Source organism: Pseudomonas sp. Seg1 (assembly GCF_018326005.1).
Taxonomy (GTDB): Bacteria; Pseudomonadota; Gammaproteobacteria; order Pseudomonadales; family Pseudomonadaceae; genus Aquipseudomonas.
In genome coordinates, this window is the sequence record NZ_AP021903.1 from 5,964,054 (window position 1) to 5,987,609 (window position 23,556).

Consider the following 23,556-nt stretch of genomic DNA (forward strand, 5'->3'; position numbering starts at 1 on the left):
AAACCTCGCAAAATCTGAACAGGTGATTCGTGGAAGGGTGTTTTCGTTAGGCCGGAGTGTACCCCAACAACTTTTGCGACACATAGGGTCAACCGGTGACTGATTTGTTATTTTTAGTCACCGACCTGAAACGATAATCAAAGGATGTAGAGAAACCTGTGTCGAGGGAGCTTGCTCCCACATGAGTGCGCAGCGCTCACCCATTGGCGGCTGCTACGCACCCGAGCGGGAGGACGCTCCCTCGCCACAGAAAGCGGGTCAGAGTGCAAACAGTTCGGCAGGCAGCTTCATCAAACACTCACTCCCCGCCTCGATCGCCGCCCGATGCGCAGCCGTACGCGGCAACAAACGCTTGAAGTAGAACTCGCACGTCGCCAATTTGCCCCGCAGATAGTCCGCCTCACCCTCCCCCACGTCCAGTTGCGCCTGTGCCACCAGCGCCATGCGCAACCACAGATAGCCGAGGATGATGTAGCCGCTGTACATCAGATAATCCACCGACGCCGCGCCGACTTCGTCCGGGTTCTTCATCGCTGCCATGCCGACCCTCAGGGTCAGGTCGCCCCATTGCTGGTTCAGCTCATTGAGCTGCGCGACGAAACTGCCCAATTGCGCATGCTCGGCGTTGGCCGCGCAGAACTTGTGAACAATTTTGGTGAAACCACGCAGCAATTTGCCCTGACTGCCGAGCACTTTGCGCCCGAGCAGGTCGAGCGCCTGAATGCCGTTGGTGCCCTCATAAATCGGTGCGATCCGACAATCGCGAACCAGTTGTTCCATGCCCCACTCGCGAATGAAGCCGTGGCCGCCAAACACCTGCATGCCGTGGTTAGTCACTTCCAGGCCGGTGTCGGTCATGAACGCTTTACAGATCGGCGTGAGGAAGGCCAACAGGTCTTCGGCCTCCTGACGCGCTTCGGCGTCGCTGCTCAGGTGCGCGACATCGAGCATCTGCGCGGTGAAGTACGTCAGCGCGCGGTTGCCTTCGTTGAAGGCTTTCATGGTCAGCAACATGCGCCGCACGTCCGGGTGAACGATGATCGGATCGGCCGGTTTATCCGGGGCTTTGACACCGGTCAGGGCACGCATCTGCAAGCGATCATTGGCGTATTTGATTGCGCCCTGAAAGCTCGCCTCGCCCAGACACAAGCCCTGCATGCCGGTGCCGAGCCGTGCGTGGTTCATCATGGTGAACATGCAGTTGAGGCCCTTGTTCGGCTCGCCGATCAGAAAACCCTTGGCCCCGTCGAAGTTCAGCACGCAAGTGGCCGAAGCCTTGATGCCCATCTTGTGTTCGATCGAACCGCAGGAAACGCCGTTGCGCGTCCCGGCGTCACCCGCTGCATCGGGCAGAAATTTCGGCACGATAAACAGCGAAATCCCTTTGGTCCCTGCGGGCGCGTCGGGCAATTTGGCCAACACCAGATGGATGATGTTGTCGCTCATGTCGTGTTCACCGGCGGAGATGAAAATCTTGCTGCCGGTGACCGCGTAGCTGCCGTCAACCTGAGGCGCGGCGCGGGTCTTGATGATGCCCAGATCGGTCCCGCAATGGGCTTCGGTCAGGCACATGGTGCCGGTCCACTGGCCGGCGGTGAGTTTGCTCAGATAGGTGTCTTTCTGCTCGGCGGTACCGTGGGCATGGATCGCCGACATCGCGCCGTGGGTCAGCCCCGGGTACATACCCCAGGAGGTGTTGCTGGAACCGACCATCTCACTGATCACCAGCCCCAGCGAACTCGGCAAGCCCTGGCCGCCGTAGGTCGGGTCGGCGGCCAGACCGTGCCAGCCGCCCTCAACATATTGTGCGAATGCTTGCTTGAAGCCTGTAGGCGTTGTCACCACCCCGTTGTCGAAATGGCAGCCCTCTTCGTCACCGCTGCGATTGAGCGGCGCGAGAACGTTCTCGCAGAACTTCGCGCCCTCTTCGAGGATCGCGTTGATCATGTCCGGGCTGGCGTCATGGGCGCCGAGGGCGGCGTAATTGGCGTGGAAGTCGAATACGTGGTCGATCAGAAAGCGCATGTCGCGCAGGGGAGCTTTGTACTCAGGCATGGTGGCTTCTCCGTCAGCAGGTTGCTTGAACCTACTGCCGGCCACCACACCCGACAATCACTGTGCAGACGCTGAATGCGCCGTCATCACTCAACCCGCAGCGCTGTCCATGCGCACCGCGCCGCGACGGTTTTGCCCGTACGCCATCACACAGTTGCGCCCCGCGCCTTTAGCGGCGTAGAGCGCCTCGTCGGCGGATTTCAGCACTTGTTCCGGGTTGCGCTGCTCCACGCGTTCGGCGACGCCGATGCTCACCGTGACCGAAACGCTGGAGGCGCCGGAGCCGGCACGGCGCTGACGACCTTGCTGGTCATCCTGCGGGCGGTTTTCCTGATTGCGCAGTTGAATGTTGTAGGACGCAATCGACTCACGGATCACTTCCAGGTGCGGCATACACTCTTCAAGGGTTTTGCCCGCGAACACCAAGGCGAATTCCTCACCGCCATAGCGATACGCCCTACCGCCACCACTGATTTTCGACAGTTTGCTCGCCACCAGACGCAATACCTGGTCACCGACGTCGTGGCCATGGGTGTCGTTGAATTTCTTGAAGTGGTCAACGTCGCTCATCGCCAGCACATAATTGCGCCCCAAGCGCTGCATGCGTTCGTTGAGTGCGCGACGCCCCGGCAGACCGGTGAGTTCGTCGCGGAAGGCCATTTGATAAGCCTCGTGCGCCACGGCGGCGGCGATCATCAACATGACCTGGCTGCACATGATGTTCAGAGTGAACGGCAGGATGAAGGTTTTCGGCAGCATCCAGAACACCCCGAGCAACCCGACCAATTGCGCCGCGTGCAGCGGACGCGGATGGCGCCAGTATTGCCAGGCCAGCAGCAGAAACGCCGAGATGAACACCGGATAGGACAGCTGGATCAGACTCATCCACGCGCCGTGCAGCGCTGGCCAGCGAATCTCCGAAAGCCACATCAGCAGCGCCTGTGGGTAACTTTGCTCAAGCCCCAGCGCGACACTGCCGAAGGCAAGCAGCACGGCGAACCGCGCGACCATGTCCTGAAACAGGTGCGTGCGTTCCTGCCACGCGGCGAAAAGGCCAAACAGCAGCGGCAGCAGCAGACAGACCAGATGAAAAACCACGGCGGCGTCTTCGCGCACCTTGCCGTTGTCGCGGTAATAATCGGTCTGGGTGTCGAGCAAAAAGTAGGCGATGTAAACCGTGAGCATCAGAAACAGTTCGCGCTGACGTCGGTAAACCGCGCAGTAAGCGCCGCCCAACAGCAACACCAGCGTTGGCAGTACATTAAACAGAGACGTGAAGAACACGTTGAGGTCTTTGACGTACGCAGCCGCCAACCCCGCGAGCAATAACAGCAGTGAAGGTAGGAAATGGCTGAAACGTACAGCGGAAGAACGCGGCAAGGGTAAAGCTCCGACCCGTCATATCAAAGAGATGGCATTGTGCCTGCAATGTGGCCAGTTAAGCACACACAATGTGATCCAGATCACATGCAGTCTCTTTAACGGCAGAAAACCTGAGTTTCTGAGCGAATCAGTAAGTTTTTTACCCCTGATTGACGTGCTGGCCACCATTGCTGATGGCCAGCCGTGCAATTGGCCTTCAAAGATCGTTGTAGAAAGGCAGCAACGGGCCTTCTTCCGGACGTCGACCTTCCGCGCCATACGGCTTGAGATTGAGTAACGCGTCCGTCGCCTGGCGGGTGGTGACCTTCGGACTCGCCGGACGTTGGGTCACGGCGTTTTCATCGCCGACGTGGCCCTGCGGGATCACCAGCGACGGGTGATCGAACGGCGCCCGTTCCCACGCTACACGCGGGTCGGTCAGGCCGACTTCCATGAATTTCACCAGTGCATCGATCTCGTCCGTAGTCAGGTTGAGGCTGGTCATGTCCGGATCGAGGTTCGAGGTGTTGTGTTGATTCGCCGACGGATGCTCGAAACCGCTGGTGTTGTTCGAGTCCTCACCACGGCGGTCACCACCACGGTTGTAAAACTCCATGACTTGCTTGAGCGTCGCGCGGCTGCCGTTGTGGAAATACGGGCCGGTCAATGCAATGTTGCGCAAGGTCGGGGTCTTGAAGGCGCCGTCAACCGAATCGCGGAACCCGACATTGGGCTTGAGCGTGGCATCGCACGGGATGGCAGCGCTGAGCGGCGCTTCAAAAGTGCAAACGTCGACATCCAGCGGATCAGGAATGTTGCCGCCCTGCAGCACCTTGTTGTATTGACGGCTGAATGACCATGGATTGCCCCAGGCATCGACGCCACCCAGGGCCAGATCTTCAGAGGTCGGCCGCACGCCGGTGTTGTAGAAACCGTTGTCATAAAGGGTCGTCAGATTGTCGGCCATGACCATCCGTTCGATGCGCTCACGCGGATGCATCAGCAGACGACTGGCGGCGTTGGTCAGTTCTGGCCCACCGTGGCAGTTGACGCATTTGCCCTTGCCAAGAAACAGGTTCATGCCTTCGACCTGCTGCGCGCTCATCGCGGTTGAGTCGCCTTGCAGGTATGCATCGATCGGTGCCTGATCAGAAATCAACGTCGATTCGTACAGCTGAATCGCTAACCCGAAGAACAGCGGGAAGTTGGCTTCCATCTGTGTGTAAGGCGCGCCGCCCACCAGCACATTTTGCGTGGCGTTCCACAGGCGTGGCTGGAAGGCGTTCTTGATCAATTCGCGATAGGTCGGGCGCCGCGCGCCGGACACCGAAGCGAGTACGGAGTCGCTGGAGGAAATCCGCTGCTGTTTAAGCATCAACTGATCGAGCATACGCCGGCCAATGTCAGCAAAGGTGCGGCCGCCGCAGGACATTTCTACCGCACTGCCGGGCGGCCCCACTGCTTGCGAGGCGGCGGAGGCATCGTTGAGCGCCAGTCTGACTTTCGTCGCAACAGTGCTGCGCTCGCTGGTCACGTAAATCCCGGCGTCCGGATCACGATTGCCAAATGGCGAGAAACCGTTGAACACGTTGTTGGCCCGGCCGTCCCAGAAGTTGCGCACGTTGAACGCAGCGTTGATCACCGACGGCGCATTACGCCCGGTACTGCGGCGCACGTTGATGCCGCCGACCTGAAAGATACCGTCCGGCTGCTGGGTGCATTTGTCGAAGCGCGGTTGATTGGGTTTGACGAAATTGGCGTCGAACACACCTTGTGAGCCGACCACGTCGTCGGTCGAATAAACGATCGGTGAGTTGCGCTCCAGCGGATTGCTCAGCACATGGGTCGGGAAGTCGGTTTTTTTCAGCGTGTAGTTCGGCCCGCCCTTGCCGCCGGACAGGGTCGCGTAGGACGCCACGTCACCGGGAATGTCGGACGCCACAAACGGTTTATTGAAGATCGACGCGACGTTGGCGTTGGTGTGCGCCTGGCCGGGATTGAGCTGGTTGGTGATGCGGTGATCGACGCCAGCGTGGTAATGGCAGGATGCACACGCGGTGGCGCCATCACTGCCGACTTCCATGTCCCAGAACAGCGCTTTGCCAAGAAGGATCGCGGCGGAGCGGTTGAGTACATAGTCGGTCATCAGGTCAACCTTGCGCCCGCCTTCGGTTCCGGAGGGATCGGGCGGCACCATGCCACGCAATGATTGCAGGCTGGGGACTTCGGGTACCGGCGGATCCACTTCTGCGGGTGTCGCGGCCATCGCGCCGCAGGCAGTAAGTGCGAGGGTTAACCAGGCAAGTCGACAGATGTTCATGTGCTTCACCCTGACGGTTGTTGTCGTGAGTTCGCCGGGCGAGAGGCGTCGTGAAACAGCACAGGATTTCTCATGGGCGCCGGTTAATCAGCGCAGTGCAATTAATTGGCCACCCCGCAAAGAAACATTTTGAATCAATAAATCCGTGGGCCAGACACTGGCGGCTACCGTTTCTGCTGGGGAATCACCCCCAGTGTTGGGGACAGACTCCAGCACAAAAAAAAACCGCTGCCCCCGAAGGAGCAGCGGTTTTTCAAAAGACCGCGTTAAGGCTTAGTAGCCCAGTGCGAAGTCTTCTTCTTTCATGTCCATCAGGTTGTTGGCGCCCGACAGCATGGTGGCCACGTGGGTGCGGGTACGTGGCAGGATGCGCTGGAAGTAGAAGCGCGCGGTTTGCAGCTTGGCGGTGTAGAACGCTGAGTCGCCAGTGCCTTCTGCCAGTTTTTCGGCAGCCAGACGTGCCATGTCGGCCCAGAAGTAAGCCAGGCAGGCATAACCGGAGTACATCAGGTAGTCCACAGAGGCCGCGCCGACTTCTTCGCGATCTTTCATGGCGGCCATACCGACCTTCATGGTCAGCTCGCCCCACTCCTTGTTGATTGCCGCCAGCGGTGCGACGAACTCTTTGACGGCTTCGTTGCCTTCGTTGTTCTGGCAGAACTTGTGGACGATCTTGGTGAAGCCTTTCAGAGCCTCGCCTTGGGTCATCAGCACTTTACGGCCCAGCAGGTCGAGTGCCTGGATGCCGGTGGTGCCTTCGTACAGCATCGAAATGCGGCTGTCGCGAACGTTCTGCTCCATGCCCCACTCGGCGATGAAGCCGTGGCCGCCGTAGATCTGCACGCCGTGGTTGGCGGCTTCGAAGCCGACTTCGGTCATGAAGGCTTTGGCGATCGGCGTCATGAACGCCAGCAGTGCGTCGGCTTTCTTCTTCTCTTCTTCATCCACGCCGTACTTGACGATGTCGACCTGTTTGGCGGTGAAGTACACCATCGCACGGTTGCCTTCGGCGAATGCCTTCATGGTCAACAGCATGCGGCGTACGTCTGGGTGCACGATGATCGGGTCAGCGGCTTTGTCCGGCGCTTTCGGGCCAGTCAGGGAGCGCATTTGCAGACGATCGCGAGCATATTTCAGGCCGCCCTGGAAGCCGATTTCGGCGTGGGCCAGACCTTGCAGGGCGGTACCCAGGCGAGCGGTGTTCATAAAGGTGAACATGCAGTTCAGGCCTTTGTTCGCCGGGCCGATCAGATAACCGGTGGCGCCGTCGAAGTTCATCACGCAAGTGGCGTTGCCGTGGATGCCCATCTTGTGTTCCAGCGAACCGCAGGTCACAGCGTTGCGTGCACCGACGGTGCCATCAGCGTTCGGCAGGAACTTTGGAACGATGAACAGGGAAATACCTTTGGTACCAGCCGGTGCATCCGGCAGGCGAGCCAGCACGATGTGGACGATGTTGTCGGCCATGTCGTGTTCACCGGCCGAGATGAAGATCTTGGTGCCAGAGACTTTGTAGGAACCGTCGGCCTGAGGTTCGGCCTTGGTGCGCAGCATGCCCAGGTCGGTGCCGCAGTGCGGTTCGGTCAGGCACATGGTGCCGGTCCATTCGCCGGAGACCAGTTTGGTCAGATAGGCTTCTTGCTGCTCAGACGTGCCGTGCTCGGAGATGGTGTTCATCGCGCCGTGCGACAGGCCTGGGTACATGCCCCACGACCAGTTGGCTTCGCCAACCATTTCGCTGACTGCCAGGCCCAGGGACTCAGGCAAGCCCTGACCACCGTGCTCGACGTCGTGCGCCAGGCTTGGCCAGCCGCCTTCGACGAATTGCTTGTAAGCCTCTTTAAAGCCAGTCGGGGTTTTCACGCCGGACTCGCTCCAGGTGCAACCTTCGAGGTCGCCCACGCGGTTCAGCGGCGCCAATACCTGCTCACAAAACTTGGCGCCTTCTTCGAGAATGGCGTCAACCATGTCCGGAGTTGCGTCTGCGCAAGCCGGAAGGCTCTGATAGTGCGCTTCGTAGCCGAGCAGTTCGTCACGAACGAAGCGAATATCACGCAAGGGGGCCTTGTAGTCAGGCATAGCGATAAACCTCTGCTGATGTAACCGGGAATGAACGACCGTGTTGATTTGTTGTGACGGTCAAACAGTTGTTTGAAACATACGTTTACGCCGAAATCTTGTCAAGCGTCGATCTTTTGCCGTTCGTCTTCACAACTTTCAAACGCCGGACACAGCAAACCGCCATGCGCTCGAAGGAGCCACGGGCGATAGAAAAAGATTAGTTGAGGAAGAAGGACTTACAACGAAAAACGCCGCGACAAGGCGCGGCGTTCGGCATGCACAAAGCGAGAAATGTCAGGCGAAGGTGTCGATGATCGTACCGAGCACTTCATCGGAAGCCTTGGCGACTTTCGCGCCCAGTTCCACTTGAAACTTGCCCTGGGCCATCTCGACCATGTCACTGCCCAAGTCCATTTGCTGACTGCGATCGACGCCACGCAGGCGATCGATCTGAGCCTCGGAAGACTGACTGCTGACCGAGCGTTCAATAGTGTTGTTGGCGATCTGGCTGGCCGCTTGATCGACACGGTTCTGCCCGGTCTGAATAGTGCTCAAACCAGCATAAAAAGCTGTGTTACCGGAGATTTCCATGGGAGTTCTCATCCTTGGGAAGGATCAATGCGTGCCATTGAACCAGACGCGTCAGAAAAACACCCGTCAAAAACACTAATGGCACAGTGCCTGCCCATAGGCAGGCTTCATGGGTGAAAACTAGTCAAGCAGATCCAATTGCAAATGCTCGGCAACCGCCTCGGCACTCAATGTCTTGAGTTTCGGCACGCGCCCCAGGCACGGCGCCGGAATCCGCTCGGCCAGCGTCGCCAGATTCTCCTCCAGCCGCGACGTCTTCGGATCGATGATGTTGGCCACCCACCCCGCCAGTTGCAGGCCATCACGCGCAATCGCCTCAGCCGTCAGCAACGCATGGCTGATACACCCCAGCCGCACACCCACCACCAGAATCACCGGCAGCTTCAGCGCGATGGCCAGATCCGACAGATTGTCCTGATCCGCCAACGGCACCCGCCAGCCACCCGCGCCTTCGATCAGGGTGAAATCGGCATTCATCGCGAGAATCTCGCGCATCGGTACCAGCAATGATTGCACTGTCAGCGCCACGCCGGCTTCGCGCGCAGCCAGATGCGGCGCAATCGCCGGCTCGAAGGCCACGGGATTGACCTGTTGATAACTCAACGACAAAGAACACTCCGCCAACAGCGCCAGCGCATCGGAATTGCGTAACCCCTTGGGCGTCACCTCACAACCGGAGGCGACCGGTTTTCCCGCCGCCGTGCTCAACCCCGCCGAGCGCGCTGCGTGCAGCAATCCTGCGGCAACCGTGGTCTTGCCGACGTCGGTGTCAGTTCCAGTGATGAAATAGGCGGCGCTCATAAAGGTTTCTCCAACACGGCGTAGACCACCTGATAAGTCGCCGGCAAACCCGACGCCTCACGGAACCGCTCGTATGCCTCGACCAGGCCAAGTATCCGCGCCCGCCCGGTCAACCCGCCCGGTCGCCCGGGGTTCAGATTGTGCGCACCCAGCGCTTTCAACTCATGGGTCAGACTGCGCACATCCGGGTAATGCAGCACATGCGCCTGATTCTCCAGACTCACCGTGCGCAATCCACTGGCCGCACACAACTGCTCATAGCGGGCGAACTCGCGGAAACGGTTGACGTGCACCAAGCCATCGACCTGACGCCAGCTATCACGCAATTCGTACAACGTTCCGACACAAAGACTAGCAAACGCGAAAATCCCCCCGGTTTCAGTACGCGAAACGCCTCACTGAGCACCGAATCAAACTCCGCACACCACTGCACCGCCAGGCTGGAGAAGATCAAATCGCAGGTGCCATCCTGCAATGGCAGACGCTCCGCATCACCGGCAATGAAATGCTCGGCGCCACCCAACGGACGGGCGTGTTCAAGCATGCCCTCGGCGATATCCAGCGCCAGCCCCTGCCGCCCGGTGAATCGCTCAGCCAACGCACGGGTGAAGTAACCGGTGCCGCACCCCAGATCCATCCACCGCGATGGCGAAAAACCTGCCGGCAAGCGTTGCAGCAATTGTGTACCGACATCACGTTGCAACTCGGCGACGCTGTCATAACTGGCCGCCGCGCGGGAGAAAGAGGCCGCCACCTGACGCTTGTCAGGCAAGCCGCCGGGCAGCGCAACAAGGGACAAATCAGTCATCACCGCACTCATGTAGAAAAGCCTGGATCGCACCCGCCACTCCATGGGGGTCCTCCAGAAGAAACGCATGGCTGGCCTGTTCGATCAGACCAATCTCGATATCCGGCAACAGCGCGAACAATTCGCCCGCCGCCTCCGCAGGCACCAGGCTGTCCTGCCCGGCGAACAGATGTAACTGCGGGCCGCGAAACGCCTGCAAGGCTTCACGGGTGTCCAGTTGCGCGAGCAATTCCAGCCCGGCCATCAACGCGGCCGGCGCAACGCTCGGCGCAGCGCCAAGCAGCAGTCGCGACAATCCGCGCGGGTCCTCGGCACCTTGGGCACACAGCAGGGAAAATCGCTTGAGGGTAAGCCGCGGATCAGCATTGCAACCGGCGAGAAAGCCATCGAACGTCTCGCCGGGCATCGCACTCGGCCATTGTTCGTGGGCGACAAAAGAAGGGTTGCTCGCCAGTGTCAGCAAACCGCAGCAACGTTCGCCACGGCGCGCCGCCAACTCGGAGGCGAGCATGCCGCCGAGCGACCAGCCACCGAGCCAGACATCTTGGGGAATGCGCTCATCAAGTACATCGAGCCAGTCCTGCACGTCGCTGGAGTCCAGCTCAGGCAACGGCTCGATATCGACGTTCAGGTGCTCGTCGAGCCCTTGCAATGCGGCGGCCAAGGGTTCCATCGGCGAAACGCCGAGGCCCCAGCCGGGCAGCAGGATCAGGCGATTACGCATGGCTTGGCTCCGACGACAGTTGGGCAAAGCAATCGGCCAGTCCTTCTAACAATAGCTGCACCTGCGCCTCGCTGTGGGCGGCGGTCAGAGTCACCCGCAGGCGCGCACTGCCAGCAGGCACGGTGGGCGGACGAATCGCCGTGACCATCAGCCCGCGTTCACGCAGCATCTGCGACAAACGCACCGCGCGCCCCGCATCACCGATCATGATTGGCTGGATCGGCGTGAAGCTGTCCATCAGTTCCAGACCAATCTGTTCGGCACCATGGCGGAACTGGCGGATCAGCGTCTGCAAATGTTCGCGACGCCAGTGTTCGCTGCGCAGCAGTTCCAGACTTTTCAGTGTCGCGCAGGCGAGCGCCGGTGGTTGGCTGGTGGTGTAAATGTACGGACGGGCGAACTGGATCAGGCTTTCAATCAGTTCTTCACTGCCAGCAACAAACGCGCCTGCCGTGCCGAACGCCTTGCCGAGGGTACCGACCAATACCGGCACATCCTCCAGGCTCAAACCGAAATGCTCGACAATCCCGCCGCCATTGGCGCCCAGCGGGCCGAAGCCGTGGGCATCGTCGACCATCAGCCATGCGCCTTTGGCCTTGGCCTCAAGGGCCAGTGCCGGCAGGTCGGCAAGGTCGCCGTCCATGCTGAACACGCCATCGGTGACCACCAGCGTATTGCCGGTGGCTTTCTCAAGACGCTTGGCCAGACTCACCGCATCGTTATGCAGATAGCGATTGAATCTGGCGCCGGACAACAAGCCAGCATCCAGCAAAGAGGCGTGATTGAGACGGTCTTCCAGCACCGTATCGCCCTGCCCGACCAGCGCCGTGACCGCGCCGAGGTTGGCCATGTAGCCGGTAGTAAACAGCAGCGCACGCGGGCGCCCGGTGAGATCGGCCAGCGCTTCTTCCAGTGCGTGATGCGGGCCACTGTGGCCGATCACCAGATGTGAAGCGCCACCGCCCACGCCCCAGCGCTCGGCACCGGCGCGCCAGGCTTCGATCACTTGCGGGTGATTGGCCAGGCCCAGATAGTCGTTGTTGCAGAACGCCAGCAACGGCTGGCCGTCGACCACCACTTCGGGCCCTTGCGGGCTTTCAAGCAGTGGGCGCTGGCGGTAGAGGTTTTCGGCACGACGGGCAGCAAGGCGTGCGGCGAGATCGAAAGACATGCAGGCCTCGACTTTCATGTGACACAGATCCCTGTGGGAGCGAGCCTGCTCGCGAAGAGGCCTTTACATCCAACATCAACGTCGACTGAGGCACCGCTTCGCGAGCAGGCTCGCTCCCACAGGGGTTTTGCATTTCTTCAGGGGAATCCGAAGAGGTTTTTACACCGCCGCGTTGTAGAACTGCTCGCTGCTCTTCTGCTCCACCAGCGCCTGCTCGATCGCAGCCTGGTGCACTTCATCGGCGTGCTCTTCGCGGGCTTCCGGTTGAATGCCCAGGCGCGCGAACAACTGCATGTCCTTGTCGGCCTGCGGGTTGGCGGTGGTCAGCAACTTGTCACCGTAGAAAATCGAGTTGGCGCCGGCAAAGAACGCCAATGCCTGCATCTGCTCGTTCATCGCTTCGCGGCCGGCGGAAAGGCGTACATGGGATTGCGGCATGAGGATGCGCGCCACGGCGAGCATGCGGATGAAATCGAACGGGTCGATGTCTTCAGCGTTTTCCAGCGGCGTACCGGCGACTTTCACCAGCATGTTGATTGGCACCGACTCCGGGTGCTCCGGCAGGTTGGCCAACTGGATCAGCAGGTTGGCGCGGTCGTCCAGCGACTCACCCATGCCGAGAATGCCGCCGGAGCAGATCTTCATCCCCGACTCACGCACGTAAGCCAGGGTCTGCAGGCGCTCGCTGTAAGTACGGGTGGTAATGATGCTGCCGTAGAACTCCGGCGACGTGTCGAGGTTGTGGTTGTAGTAATCGAGCCCGGCCTTGGCCAGTGCTTCGGTCTGCTCCTGATCGAGACGACCTAGGGTCATGCAGGTTTCCAGGCCCATGGCTTTTACACCCTCGACCATTTTCAGCACGTACGGCATGTCTTTGGCCGAAGGATGTTTCCACGCTGCGCCCATGCAGAAACGGGTCGAACCAATGGCCTTGGCGCGAGCAGCCTCTTCGAGGACTTTCTGCACTTCCATCAACTTTTCTTTTTCCAGACCGGTGTTGTAGTGACCGGACTGTGGACAGTATTTGCAGTCTTCCGGGCAGGCGCCGGTCTTGATCGACAACAGGGTCGACACCTGAACGCGGTTGGCGTCGAAATGCGCGCGATGCACCGTTTGCGCCTGGAACAGCAAGTCGTTGAATGGCTGTACGAACAACGCTTTGACTTCGGCCAGTGACCAGTCGTGACGCAGGGTGGCGGTGGTGCTCGCGCTCATGGGTAGTTCCTTGGTTATGCTTGGCTGGCGCCGGGGAAACGGAATACCCACAGGCGCTACACGGATGTTCGGCATATTTAAGGAAGAGTCATGAGCTGTCAACCACGATACGAAGGACAGGTTTACATCTGTTTAAAAAACATACAGATCTGTTTGTTGTGTGATGAGCCCGCAGAAGCAGAAGTGCCAATCTGCGATGCCTGCGAAGCCGAATTGCCTTGGCTCGGTGACCACTGCCAGACCTGCGCCCTGCCGCTGTCCGCAGCCGGCCTGACCTGCGGCGAGTGCCAGCTAGAGCCGCCGGCATTCGAACAGGTCGTCGTGCCATGGCTTTACGGCTTCCCGGTAGACAGTCTGATTACGCGTTTTAAACACAACGCGAAATGGCCGTTTGGCCACCTGCTCGCCGACGTTCTCGGGCAATACCTGCAACATTGCTTCGATGAGGGTTTGCCCAGGCCCGACGTGTTGGTGCCGGTACCACTGGCGAGCAAACGCCTGCGTCAACGCGGGTTCAATCAAGCCGCGATGTTGGGGCGATGGTTGAGCAAACAGCTCGATCTGCCATTTGAAGAACAGGTGCTTCGGCGGATTCACGACACTAACGCCCAGCAGGACCTCGACGCCAAGGCGCGCAAGCGCAATTTGCGTCACGCCTTCGCACTCGCGCCCGACGCGGATGTGAAAGGTCGGCACTTCGCGTTGATCGATGACGTACTGACCACTGGCGCCACGGCCCAGGCACTGGCGCGACTGTTGAGGGATGCAGGCGCCGCTCGGGTCGATGTCTACTGCTTGGCCCGGACCCCGAAACCCGGAAACTGAGGCCAAACACAATCCCCCTGTAGGAGTGAGCCTGCTCGCGATAGCGGTGGAAAGGTCAGCATAGATGTTGGCAATGACAACGCCATCGCGAGCAGACTCACTCCTACAAGGGATCTCTGCTCGGCTTGACTCTCGCGTCGCAAGCCGCCAACTTCACTTCCCACCGCCACAGCACAAAAGCACCCATCCATGTCCATGCCTTCTCTGTTGTCCCAGCACATCGTCCGCCGTCCGCAGCGCATCGCTTTGCTGCAACACATCGCCGAACAAGGCTCGATCACCCGCGCCGCGAAAAGTGCAGGCCTGAGCTACAAAGCGGCGTGGGACGCCATCGATGAGCTGAACAACCTGGCGCAAAAACCTCTGGTTGAACGCGCGGTCGGTGGCAAGGGCGGCGGTGGCGCGAAGTTGTCGGATGAGGGCGAACGAGTGCTGCGTCTTTACCAAAAGCTGCAAGCCTTGCAAGCGCAGGTACTCGAAGCGGCGGAAGATGCCAGCGATCTGGATTTGCTCGGGCGCCTGATGCTGCGCACCAGCGCGCGTAACCAGTTACACGGCAAAGTCGTGGCAATCGAAGCTCATGGGCGCAACGACCTGATCCGTCTCGAGCTGGCCGAAGGCCTGTGCCTCGATGCGCAGATCACCCACGACAGCACCGTGCATCTGGAGCTGCAAACCGGCACCGAAGTGGTCGCCCTGATCAAGGCCGGCTGGCTCGAATTGCTCGCCAGTGATCAACCCGCAACGTCTGGACACAATCTTCTCAAGGGCACCCTCGAAGCGATTCTCGACGCCGAAGACGGCCCCAGCGAAGTCCGCGTCTCCCTGCCGAACGGCCACACCCTCTGCGCGCTGGCCGAACCGCTGGACTTGCGCACTCGCAAATTGTCCGTGGGGCAATCGGTGCAGGTGCAGTTTTCGCCGTCCAATGTGCTGATCGGTACACCGCTCTAATCAAGCCCTGCAACGAAAGCGTCATCGACGCTCATTAAGGTGTCTGCCAAAACCAAGCAGGGAGCCTGATGTGAGCCTATTAGAAGAAAACCAATCGACTGACCTGGAAAAAATGGTCGGCCTCAGCCGTCGCGGTTTCATCGGCGCGGGTGCGCTGTGCGGTGCAGCGATGTTCCTCGGCGGCAGCCTGTTGAGCCGCAGCGCACTGGCCACCGGCGTCAGCGCCGGCAACAGCCGCCTGCTCGGTTTCGAGAGCATTCCCGCTGCGACCACCGATGTCATCACGCTGCCCAAAGGCTACAAGTCTTCGGTACTGATCAGTTGGGGCCAGCCGCTGCACAAGAACGGCCCGGCCTTCGACCCTAGCGGCAATGGCACCGCCACCGCACAGGAAGTGCAGTTCGGCGACAACAATGACGGCATGAGCCTGTTCGAATTCCCGGATGATCGAAACCGCGCCTTGATGGCGATTAACAATGAATACACCAACTACCGCTACCTCTACCCGCACGGCGGCATGCCGCAATCGGCCGAAGACGTGCGCAAGGCGCTGGCCTGCGAAGGCGTGTCGGTGATCGAGGTGCAGCGCAAGAACGGTCAATGGCAGTTCGTCCAGGGTTCGCGCTACAACCGCCGCATCCACGGCAACTCGCCGTTGCGCATCAGCGGCCCGGCGGCCGGCCACGACTTGATGAAAACCGCTGCCGACAAGCACGGCAAGAAAGTCCTCGGCACCTTCCAGAACTGCGCCAACGGTAAAACCCCGTGGGGCACTTACCTGACCTGCGAAGAAAACTTCACCGACTGCTTCGGCAGCAGCAACGCCCAGCAGCAGTTCGACCCGGCGCAGAAACGCTATGGCGTGTCGGTCGCCAGTCGCGAGATCAACTGGCACCCGTACGACCCGCGTTTCGACATGGCGAAGAACCCCAACGAACTCAACCGTCACGGCTGGGTGGTCGAGATCGATCCGTTCGATCCGCAATCGACCCCGGTCAAACGCACGGCGCTGGGCCGCTTCAAGCATGAAAACGCCGCCCTGGCCGAGACCGACGACGGTCGCGCCGTGGTGTACATGGGCGATGACGAGCGTGGTGAGTTCATCTACAAATTCGTCAGTCGCGACCGCATCAATCACCGCAACGCCAAGGCCAACCGCGACATCCTCGATCACGGCACCCTGTACGTGGCCAAGTTCGATAACGGCGACAGCAACCCCGATCACCCGAAAGGTCAGGGCCAGTGGATCGAATTGACCCACGGCAAGAACGGCATCGACGCCAGCAGCGGTTTTGCCGATCAGGCCGAAGTGCTGATTCACGCGCGCCTCGCCGCCAGCGTCGTCGGCGCCACGCGCATGGACCGCCCGGAGTGGATTGTGGTCAGCCCGAAGGACGGCCAGGTTTATTGCACCCTGACCAACAACGCCAAGCGTGGCGAGGACGGTCAACCGGTGGGCGGGCCGAACCCGCGTGAGAAGAACGTCTACGGGCAAATTCTGCGCTGGCGCACCGACCGCGATGATCATGCTTCGAAGACGTTTGCCTGGGACCTGTTCGTGGTTGCCGGTAACCCGGGCGTTCACGCCGGGACGCCGAAGGGCGGCTCGAAGAACATCACTCCGCAGAACATGTTCAACAGCCCGGATGGTTTGGGTTTCGACAAGGCCGGACGCTTGTGGATTCTGACTGACGGCGATTCGAGCAATGCCGGGGACTTTGCCGGGATGGGCAATAACCAGATGCTCTGCGCTGATCCCAAGACCGGCGAGATTCGCCGGTTCATGGTCGGGCCGATTGGTTGTGAGGTAACGGGGATCAGCTTCTCGCCGGATCAGAAAACCCTGTTTGTCGGGATCCAGCATCCGGGTGAGAACGGTGGATCGACCTTCCCTGAGCATCTGCCGAATGGCAAACCGCGGTCTTCGGTGATGGCGATTACCCGTGAGGATGGCGGAGTAGTCGGCGCCTGATCGGGCCTCATCGCTGGCAAGCCAGCTCCCACAGGGGATCGCATTCCAAATGTGGGAGCTGGCTTGCCAGCGATGGCGTCAGCACAGACACCATCCACCTTTCCGGCTGCCATCTGCGCTACCATGCTGGGCCGGACGCGGCAGCCTGCTGCGCGCAGGAGTCAGCATGGCCCACCCGTTTGAAACCCTCACACCCGACCTCGTCCTTGATGCCGTTGAAAGCATCGGGTTTCTCAGTGATGCGCGCATTCTGGCGCTCAACAGCTACGAAAACCGCGTCTATCAGGTCGGCATCGAAGACTCCGAACCGCTGATCGCCAAGTTCTACCGTCCACAGCGCTGGACCAACGAAGCCATCCTCGAAGAACACCAGTTCACCTTCGAACTGGCCGACGTCGAAATTCCGGTGGTCGCGCCGTTGATCCACAACGGTGAAACCCTGCACGAACACGCCGGTTTCCGCTTCACCCTGTTCCCCCGTCGTGGCGGGCGGGCGCCGGAGCCGGGCAATCTTGATCAGCTGTATCGCCTCGGTCAGTTGCTCGGGCGGATTCACGCGGTCGGCGCCACCAAGCCGTTCGAACACCGTGAAGCCCTCGCCGTGCAGAACTTCGGCCACGCCTCGCTGAATACTTTGCTCGAAGGCAACTTCATTCCGAAAAGCCTGCTGCCGGCCTACGAATCGGTGGCCCGCGACCTGCTCAAACGTGTGGAGGACGCCTACGCCAACACGCCGCACCAGAACATCCGCATGCACGGCGACTGCCATCCCGGCAACATGATGTGCCGCGACGAGATATTCCACATCGTCGACCTCGACGACTGCCGCATGGGCCCGGCGGTACAGGACATCTGGATGATGCTCGCCGGTGATCGTCAGGAATGTCTGGGGCAGTTGTCGGAATTGATGGACGGCTACAACGAATTCCACGATTTCGATCCACGCGAACTGGCGTTGATCGAGCCGCTGCGCGCACTACGCCTGATGCATTACAGCGCCTGGCTGGCGCGGCGCTGGGATGACCCGGCGTTCCCGCACAGCTTTCCGTGGTTTGGTACGGAGCGATATTGGGGCGATCAGGTGTTGGCGTTGCGTGAGCAGCTTTCGGCGCTCAACGAAGAACCGCTGAAACTCTTCTGACAATTTCCCCCTGTAGGATTGAGCCTGCTCGCGATGACGCCGGTACATTCAATATTTCTGTTGTCTGACACACCGCCATCGCGAGCAGGCTCACTCCTACAGGTTTTTTTGTGTTCACACATTTCTGACCATTCTGCTCCGACATTCGTCGACAAACTTCCTTACAATCCCTGCTCTGTCAGCTGCCTGAGCAAGGATTCTGCATGCAAGCCGCCAACCCGCGTCGCGGGTACATTCTGGGCCTGAGTGCCTACATCATCTGGGGCCTGTTCCCGATCTATTTCAAAGCCATCGCCGAAGTGCCGGCCGTCGAGATCATCATCCATCGGGTGTTGTGGTCAGCGCTGTTTGGCGCGCTGCTGCTGATGGTGTGGAAACACCCGGGATGGCTGCGCGAATTACTGGATAACCCCAAGCGTCTGGCGATTCTGGCCTTGAGCGGCACGCTGATCGCCGCCAACTGGCTGACCTATGTGTGGTCGGTGAACAACGGACGCATGCTCGAAGCGAGCCTCGGTTACTACATCAACCCGCTGGTGAATGTGCTGCTGGGGATGTTGATTCTTGGCGAGCGTCTGCGCCGTATGCAGTGGCTCGCGGTGGGGCTGGCGGCGGTGGGTGTGGCGCAACAGGTGTGGCAGGTCGGCAGTCTGCCGTGGGTGTCGCTGGTGCTGGCGCTGACTTTCGGTTTCTACGGGCTGATCCGCAAGCAGGCACCGGTCAAGGCCTTGCCGGGGCTGGTGGTGGAAACCTGGATGCTGGTACCGATTGCCTTCGCGTGGTTGCTGTTCAATCAGACCGCGACCAGCGCTCAACCCGAGTTCTGGACCACGTCGCAAGCCTGGTGGCTGGTCGCGGCCGGACCGGTGACGTTGATCCCGCTAGTGTGCTTCAACGCCGCCACGCGACACCTGCCCTACACCACCATCGGCTTCCTGCAATACCTCGCGCCAACGCTGGTGTTGTTGCAAGCGGTACTGCTGTTTGGTGAGCACTTGTCGTCCAGCACGTTGATCGCGTTTATCTTCATCTGGGCCGGTCTGGCCGTTTACAGCGTCGATGCCGTGATCAGTCTGCGCCGGCGCAGTTGATCAAAAAACGCACAACCCTGCGCAGACCACAGTTCTCGTGGTCTGCATAGTTCCTTCCCAAGGTTATCCACAGCGTGATCCCCGCCGTTTGTGTGCAAGTTGTTGAATGCTGGCGGTTTTTTGATCAACTCACGCGAAGCCACGTTCGGCGTGGCCTGGAGCTTGGTCTCTACAGGTTATCCACAGGCGGGTGCACGTTAAAACTGGATAACCCGTGTGGCCCTTAAACGTCTGTGCGTAACACCAGTTCGACCATCAGATCGTCGGCCAGTGTTTCCAGGCGCGACTGCAACACATCGAGGGACAAGGTCAGCGGCACGGCGAGAATCGCTTCGGCGTGGAACAACGGTTCGCTGCTCATCGGTGCCGGCCGCACTTCCGTCACCAGCCGTTCGAGGTTCACGCCCTGTTCGCTCAACAGCCGAGTGATATCGCGCACAATCCCTGGACGATCATTGCCCACCAGTTCCATCGCAATCGGTTTCCAGGTACAGGATTGCTCGATGCCGCTTTCGGCAATCAACACACGAATGCCATGAGTCGACAATGCTTGTAAGGCATCGACTAATTCGTCGTAAGCCTCTGCCGGTACGCCCACCCGCAAAATCCCGGCGAACTGCCCGGCCATCCGCGACATCCGGCTTTCCAGCCAGTTACCGCCATGCTCGGCGATGCATTGGGCGATGCGCTCGACCTGCCCGGGCTTGTCCGGGGCGAAAACGGTGAGTACGAGATGGTCCATGGCGCAGCCCTCTTGTCATGACTTTTGTTATAGAAAGGCAAGTATAGGCAAGGGGTTTGATTCAGCCCGGGCGGCATTTTGTGCGGATGACGTGGGCTGGGTTTTGCAAGCAACCTGTGGCGAGGGGATTTACCCCCGATGGGTGGCGAAGCCGCCCCTGCGCGCTGACCGGTAAACCGGGCTGACAGGGTTTACGGCTGCTGCGCAACCGATCGGGGATAAATCCCCTCGCCACAGAATTCTGTACAGCTGAACTGCGCCATAGCAGGCAGACAGTATTTATGTGTACAACTTTTGATATTTAGCTGGAACAATCCAATGGTTTTTTGAGAACATCCCGTTCCGCGATGTGACCGCAATGCGACATGAGGTCGCAGAACGACGTTATTAGTCTGATTTTCACAAGCGCAACTCATCATGTAGTATGCCTCGGCACGCACTACATAACGCTGGATCGATGTCTGCCCAAGGCATGTTCGCAACCCTGAAAGCCCCGTCAGCAAGGCCCCAAGCCGTTGATTGGTCCCAGCCCAGCCGCCAGCAATGGCATGTACTGGTCGGAAGGTTTGTGGTTTAAATGGCCAGAGGCTTCATTGTCAAATTGAAGAGCTGAAAAGCGAAATAGCTGAGCAGAGTGAGGCAAGCAATGACTGAACACGTTCAAGTCGGTGGCCTGCAGGTCGCCAAAGTCCTGTTCGACTTCGTGAACAACGAAGCCATTCCCGGTACCGGCCTCACCGCCGAAAAATTCTGGGAAGGTGCCGACAAGGTCATTCACGACCTGGCACCGAAGAACAAAGCCCTACTCGCCAAACGCGATGACTTCCAGGCGCGCATTGATGCCTGGCATCAGGAACGCGTCGGCCAGGCCCATGACGCCGCGGCCTACAAAATCTTCCTGCAAGAAATCGGTTATCTGCTGCCAGAAGCGGCTGATTTCCAGGCAACGACGCAAAACGTCGATGACGAAATCGCCCGTACCGCCGGCCCGCAACTCGTTGTGCCGGTGATGAACGCCCGTTTCGCTCTCAATGCCTCGAACGCCCGCTGGGGTTCGCTGTACGACGCCCTCTACGGCACCGACGCGATCAGCGAAGACGGTGGCGCGGAAAAAGGCAAAGGCTACAACAAGGTGCGTGGCGACAAAGTCATCGCCTTCGCCCGGGCCTTCCTCGACGAGGCCGCGCCATTGGCCGCCGGCTCCCACGTCGACTCGACCGCCTACAAAATCGCTGACGGCAAACTGCTGGTCACCCTCAAGGGCGGCAGCAACACCGGCCTGCGCGACGACGCTCAACTGATCGGTTTCCAGGGCGATGCCAATGCCCCGATCGCCATCCTGCTGAAGCACAACGGTCTGCATTTCGAAATCCAGATCGACGCCAGCACCCCGGTCGGCCAGACCGACGCCGCCGGCGTCAAAGACGTCCTGATGGAAGCGGCCCTGACCACCATCATGGACTGCGAAGACTCCGTGGCTGCCGTCGATGCCGACGACAAAGTGGTGATCTACCGCAACTGGCTCGGCCTGATGAAGGGCGACCTGGCGGAATCCGTGTCCAAGGGTGGCCAGACGTTCACCCGCACCATGAACCCGGATCGCAGCTACACCACGCCCAATGGCGGCGAAGTGACCCTGCATGGCCGCTCGCTGTTGTTCGTGCGCAACGTCGGTCACCTGATGACCATCGACGCGATCCTCGACAAAGACGGCAACGAAGTACCGGAAGGTATCCTCGACGGTCTGGTGACTTGCCTCGCGGCAATGCACAACCTCAACGGCAACACCTCGCGCAAGAACACCCGCACCGGTTCCGTCTACATCGTTAAACCGAAGATGCACGGCCCGGAAGAAGCGGCGTTCACCAACGAGCTGTTCGGCCGCATCGAAGATGTGCTGGGCCTGAAACGCAATACGCTGAAAGTCGGGATCATGGACGAGGAGCGCCGCACCACGGTCAACCTCAAGGCCTGCATCAAGGCGGCCAGCGAGCGCGTGGTGTTCATCAACACCGGTTTCCTCGACCGCACCGGCGACGAAATCCACACCTCCATGGAAGCCGGCCCGATGGTGCGCAAGGCCGACATGAAGGCCGAGAAATGGATCGGCGCCTACGAGAACTGGAACGTCGATATCGGTCTGAGCACCGGCCTGCAAGGTCGCGCGCAAATCGGTAAAGGCATGTGGGCGATGCCCGACCTGATGGCAGCGATGCTCGAACAGAAAATCGCCCACCCACTGGCCGGTGCCAACACCGCCTGGGTGCCATCGCCGACGGCTGCTGCGCTGCACGCGCTGCACTACCACAAGGTCGACGTGTTCGCCCGTCAGGCCGAGCTGGCCAAACGTGCCCGCGCTTCGGTTGACGACATTCTGACCATCCCGCTGGCGGTCAACCCGAACTGGACGCCAGAGCAGATCAAGAACGAACTGGACAACAATTCCCAGGGCATTCTTGGCTATGTGGTGCGCTGGATCGACCAGGGCGTTGGCTGCTCGAAAGTACCGGACATCAATGACGTCGGCCTGATGGAAGACCGTGCCACGCTGCGTATCTCCAGCCAGCACATCGCCAACTGGCTGCGCCACGGTGTGGTCACCGAAGCGCAAGTGATGGAAAGCCTCAAGCGCATGGCGCCGGTAGTGGACCGTCAGAACGCCAACGACCCGCTGTACCGTCCGCTGGCGCCGAACTTCGACAGCAACATCGCCTTCCAGGCGGCAGTCGAACTGGTGATCGAAGGGACCAAGCAGCCGAACGGTTACACCGAGCCGGTGCTGCACCGTCGTCGTCGCGAGTTTAAGGCTGCCAACGGCCTGTAATTCTACGTAGACGCTGGATATGAAAAAGCCCTGATCTTTGGATCAGGGCTTTTTTTTGTGAAAGCAGAATCAAAAGATCGCAGCCTTCGGCAGCTCCTACAGGTGATTGTTGATCGTTCCCACGCTCCGCGTGGGAATGCAGCCCGGGACGCTCCGCGTCCCAACAGCGGACGCAGAGCGTCCATTGAGGCATTCCCACGCAGAGCGTGGGAACGATCGGCAAATCAGGCGCTATGGCTCTATGCCCAACTCATGTTTGACCAACCCGAGCAACTTGCCCGTATCAATCGGCTTGAGCAGAAAATCCACCACGCTCAAATGCATCGCCGCAATCGCGTCTTTCACATCGGCATCGCCGGACACAATGATGATCGGCAGCGCCGCCCGCACCGATTCGCGCACCTGTCGAATCAGCTCAAGGCCATCGACATTGCCCATGCGCAAATCAGTGATCACCAGCCCGATCGAAGGTTTTTCCTCGAGCATCTTCAGCGCCGTTTCGCCGCTGGCGGCGGTCATGCAGCGAATACCGTCCAACGCCAATATCTCCGCGAGCAACTCCCGAGCGTCCTTGTCGTCATCGACGATCAGCACACGCTGCGGCGGCAGGTCGGGTTCGAGCATCACAGCGCTGAGCGCTTCCCGCTCGGCGTCGCTCAAAATATCGTGGTCGGACATGGCGTTCTCTATGTTTCCAAATCAATCACCTGCACAGTCGTCAGACATCGCCAGGCAGAGCTTCAATGTGCACTTCGTCGGATTTTTTTCCAATAGCCGGACGGTTGAATTCCCGACTGATTTTGTAGGGCACTTCCCAAATGTGCCCAACGGCATGGCAAACCTAGACTTACGTCCAATGGGCACCCTGCTCGCCGGGGCCGACCATGGCTGCAACGATC

Annotated in this window: 17 protein-coding genes and 1 pseudogene; 6 read left to right on the plus strand and 12 right to left on the minus strand. The window is 59.9% G+C overall.

Features of this window, described 5'->3' with window-relative positions:
- Nucleotides 1-258: 258 nt before the first annotated feature.
- The 10 genes and pseudogenes from KI231_RS26870 to bioB form a co-directional block, all read right to left on the minus strand.
- Nucleotides 259-2,055, minus strand: a complete 1,797-nt coding sequence (locus KI231_RS26870) for an acyl-CoA dehydrogenase C-terminal domain-containing protein (RefSeq protein WP_213026759.1) — start codon at nt 2,053-2,055, stop codon at nt 259-261.
- Between the two features lie 90 nt (nt 2,056-2,145).
- Nucleotides 2,146-3,435: a GGDEF domain-containing protein gene (locus KI231_RS26875; protein WP_103304433.1), complete on the minus strand. Its 1,290-nt coding sequence runs from the start codon at nt 3,433-3,435 to the stop codon at nt 2,146-2,148.
- A gap of 199 nt (nt 3,436-3,634) precedes the next feature.
- Nucleotides 3,635-5,737, minus strand: coding sequence for a cytochrome-c peroxidase (locus KI231_RS26880; RefSeq protein WP_213026760.1), 2,103 nt, complete (start codon nt 5,735-5,737; stop codon nt 3,635-3,637).
- A gap of 273 nt (nt 5,738-6,010) precedes the next feature.
- Nucleotides 6,011-7,816, minus strand: a complete 1,806-nt coding sequence (locus KI231_RS26885; RefSeq protein WP_213026761.1) for a phenylacyl-CoA dehydrogenase — start codon at nt 7,814-7,816, stop codon at nt 6,011-6,013.
- A 276-nt stretch (nt 7,817-8,092) separates the two neighbouring features.
- Complete coding sequence (locus KI231_RS26890; protein WP_213026762.1) at nt 8,093-8,389, minus strand: pyrroloquinoline quinone biosynthesis protein PqqE; 297 nt, start codon at nt 8,387-8,389, stop codon at nt 8,093-8,095.
- A 120-nt stretch (nt 8,390-8,509) separates the two neighbouring features.
- Nucleotides 8,510-9,190, minus strand: coding sequence for a dethiobiotin synthase (bioD, locus tag KI231_RS26895; RefSeq protein WP_213026763.1), 681 nt, complete (start codon nt 9,188-9,190; stop codon nt 8,510-8,512).
- Nucleotides 9,187-9,998: pseudogene (gene bioC, locus KI231_RS26900) on the minus strand (malonyl-ACP O-methyltransferase BioC). The gene bioD and the pseudogene bioC overlap by 4 nt, the downstream one beginning before the upstream one ends.
- Nucleotides 9,991-10,722 (minus strand): alpha/beta fold hydrolase, encoded by a 732-nt coding sequence (locus KI231_RS26905; protein ID WP_213026764.1) that lies wholly within the window; start codon nt 10,720-10,722, stop codon nt 9,991-9,993. The pseudogene bioC and the gene KI231_RS26905 overlap by 8 nt, the downstream one beginning before the upstream one ends.
- A complete protein-coding gene (gene bioF, locus KI231_RS26910; RefSeq protein ID WP_213026765.1) occupies nt 10,715-11,893 on the minus strand; it encodes an 8-amino-7-oxononanoate synthase in 1,179 nt (392 codons plus the stop codon). The genes KI231_RS26905 and bioF overlap by 8 nt, the downstream gene beginning before the upstream one ends.
- Nucleotides 11,894-12,052: 159 nt before the next feature.
- A complete protein-coding gene (gene bioB / locus KI231_RS26915) occupies nt 12,053-13,108 on the minus strand; it encodes a biotin synthase BioB (protein ID WP_103304440.1) in 1,056 nt (351 codons plus the stop codon).
- A gap of 90 nt (nt 13,109-13,198) precedes the next feature.
- Between bioB and KI231_RS26920 the strand changes: the two genes are divergently transcribed.
- From KI231_RS26920 to rarD, 5 genes are all read left to right on the plus strand, one after another.
- On the plus strand, nt 13,199-13,933 hold the full coding sequence (locus tag KI231_RS26920; RefSeq protein WP_213026766.1) for a ComF family protein: 735 nt from the start codon (nt 13,199-13,201) through the stop codon (nt 13,931-13,933).
- A 189-nt stretch (nt 13,934-14,122) separates the two neighbouring features.
- Nucleotides 14,123-14,887: a TOBE domain-containing protein gene (locus KI231_RS26925; RefSeq protein ID WP_103304442.1), complete on the plus strand. Its 765-nt coding sequence runs from the start codon at nt 14,123-14,125 to the stop codon at nt 14,885-14,887.
- Between the two features lie 70 nt (nt 14,888-14,957).
- Nucleotides 14,958-16,859, plus strand: a complete 1,902-nt coding sequence (locus tag KI231_RS26930) for a PhoX family protein (protein ID WP_213026767.1) — start codon at nt 14,958-14,960, stop codon at nt 16,857-16,859.
- Between the two features lie 166 nt (nt 16,860-17,025).
- Nucleotides 17,026-18,000, plus strand: coding sequence for a serine/threonine protein kinase (locus KI231_RS26935; RefSeq protein ID WP_213026768.1), 975 nt, complete (start codon nt 17,026-17,028; stop codon nt 17,998-18,000).
- Between the two features lie 203 nt (nt 18,001-18,203).
- Nucleotides 18,204-19,091 (plus strand): EamA family transporter RarD, encoded by an 888-nt coding sequence (gene rarD, locus KI231_RS26940; RefSeq protein ID WP_103304445.1) that lies wholly within the window; start codon nt 18,204-18,206, stop codon nt 19,089-19,091.
- Nucleotides 19,092-19,314: 223 nt separating this feature from the next.
- Here rarD and KI231_RS26945 read toward each other — a convergent pair whose 3' ends face one another.
- Nucleotides 19,315-19,833, minus strand: a complete 519-nt coding sequence (locus KI231_RS26945) for a glycine cleavage system transcriptional repressor (RefSeq protein WP_034155036.1) — start codon at nt 19,831-19,833, stop codon at nt 19,315-19,317.
- Between the two features lie 646 nt (nt 19,834-20,479).
- On the opposite strand from KI231_RS26945, the gene KI231_RS26950 reads away from it, so the two are divergent.
- Complete coding sequence (locus KI231_RS26950; RefSeq protein ID WP_213026769.1) at nt 20,480-22,657, plus strand: malate synthase G; 2,178 nt, start codon at nt 20,480-20,482, stop codon at nt 22,655-22,657.
- Nucleotides 22,658-22,888: 231 nt separating this feature from the next.
- Here KI231_RS26950 and KI231_RS26955 read toward each other — a convergent pair whose 3' ends face one another.
- The gene (locus tag KI231_RS26955; RefSeq protein WP_103304449.1) at nt 22,889-23,335 is read right to left on the minus strand and encodes a response regulator; all 447 of its coding nucleotides are present in this window, start codon (nt 23,333-23,335) and stop codon (nt 22,889-22,891) included.
- Between the last annotated feature and the right edge of the window lie 221 nt (nt 23,336-23,556).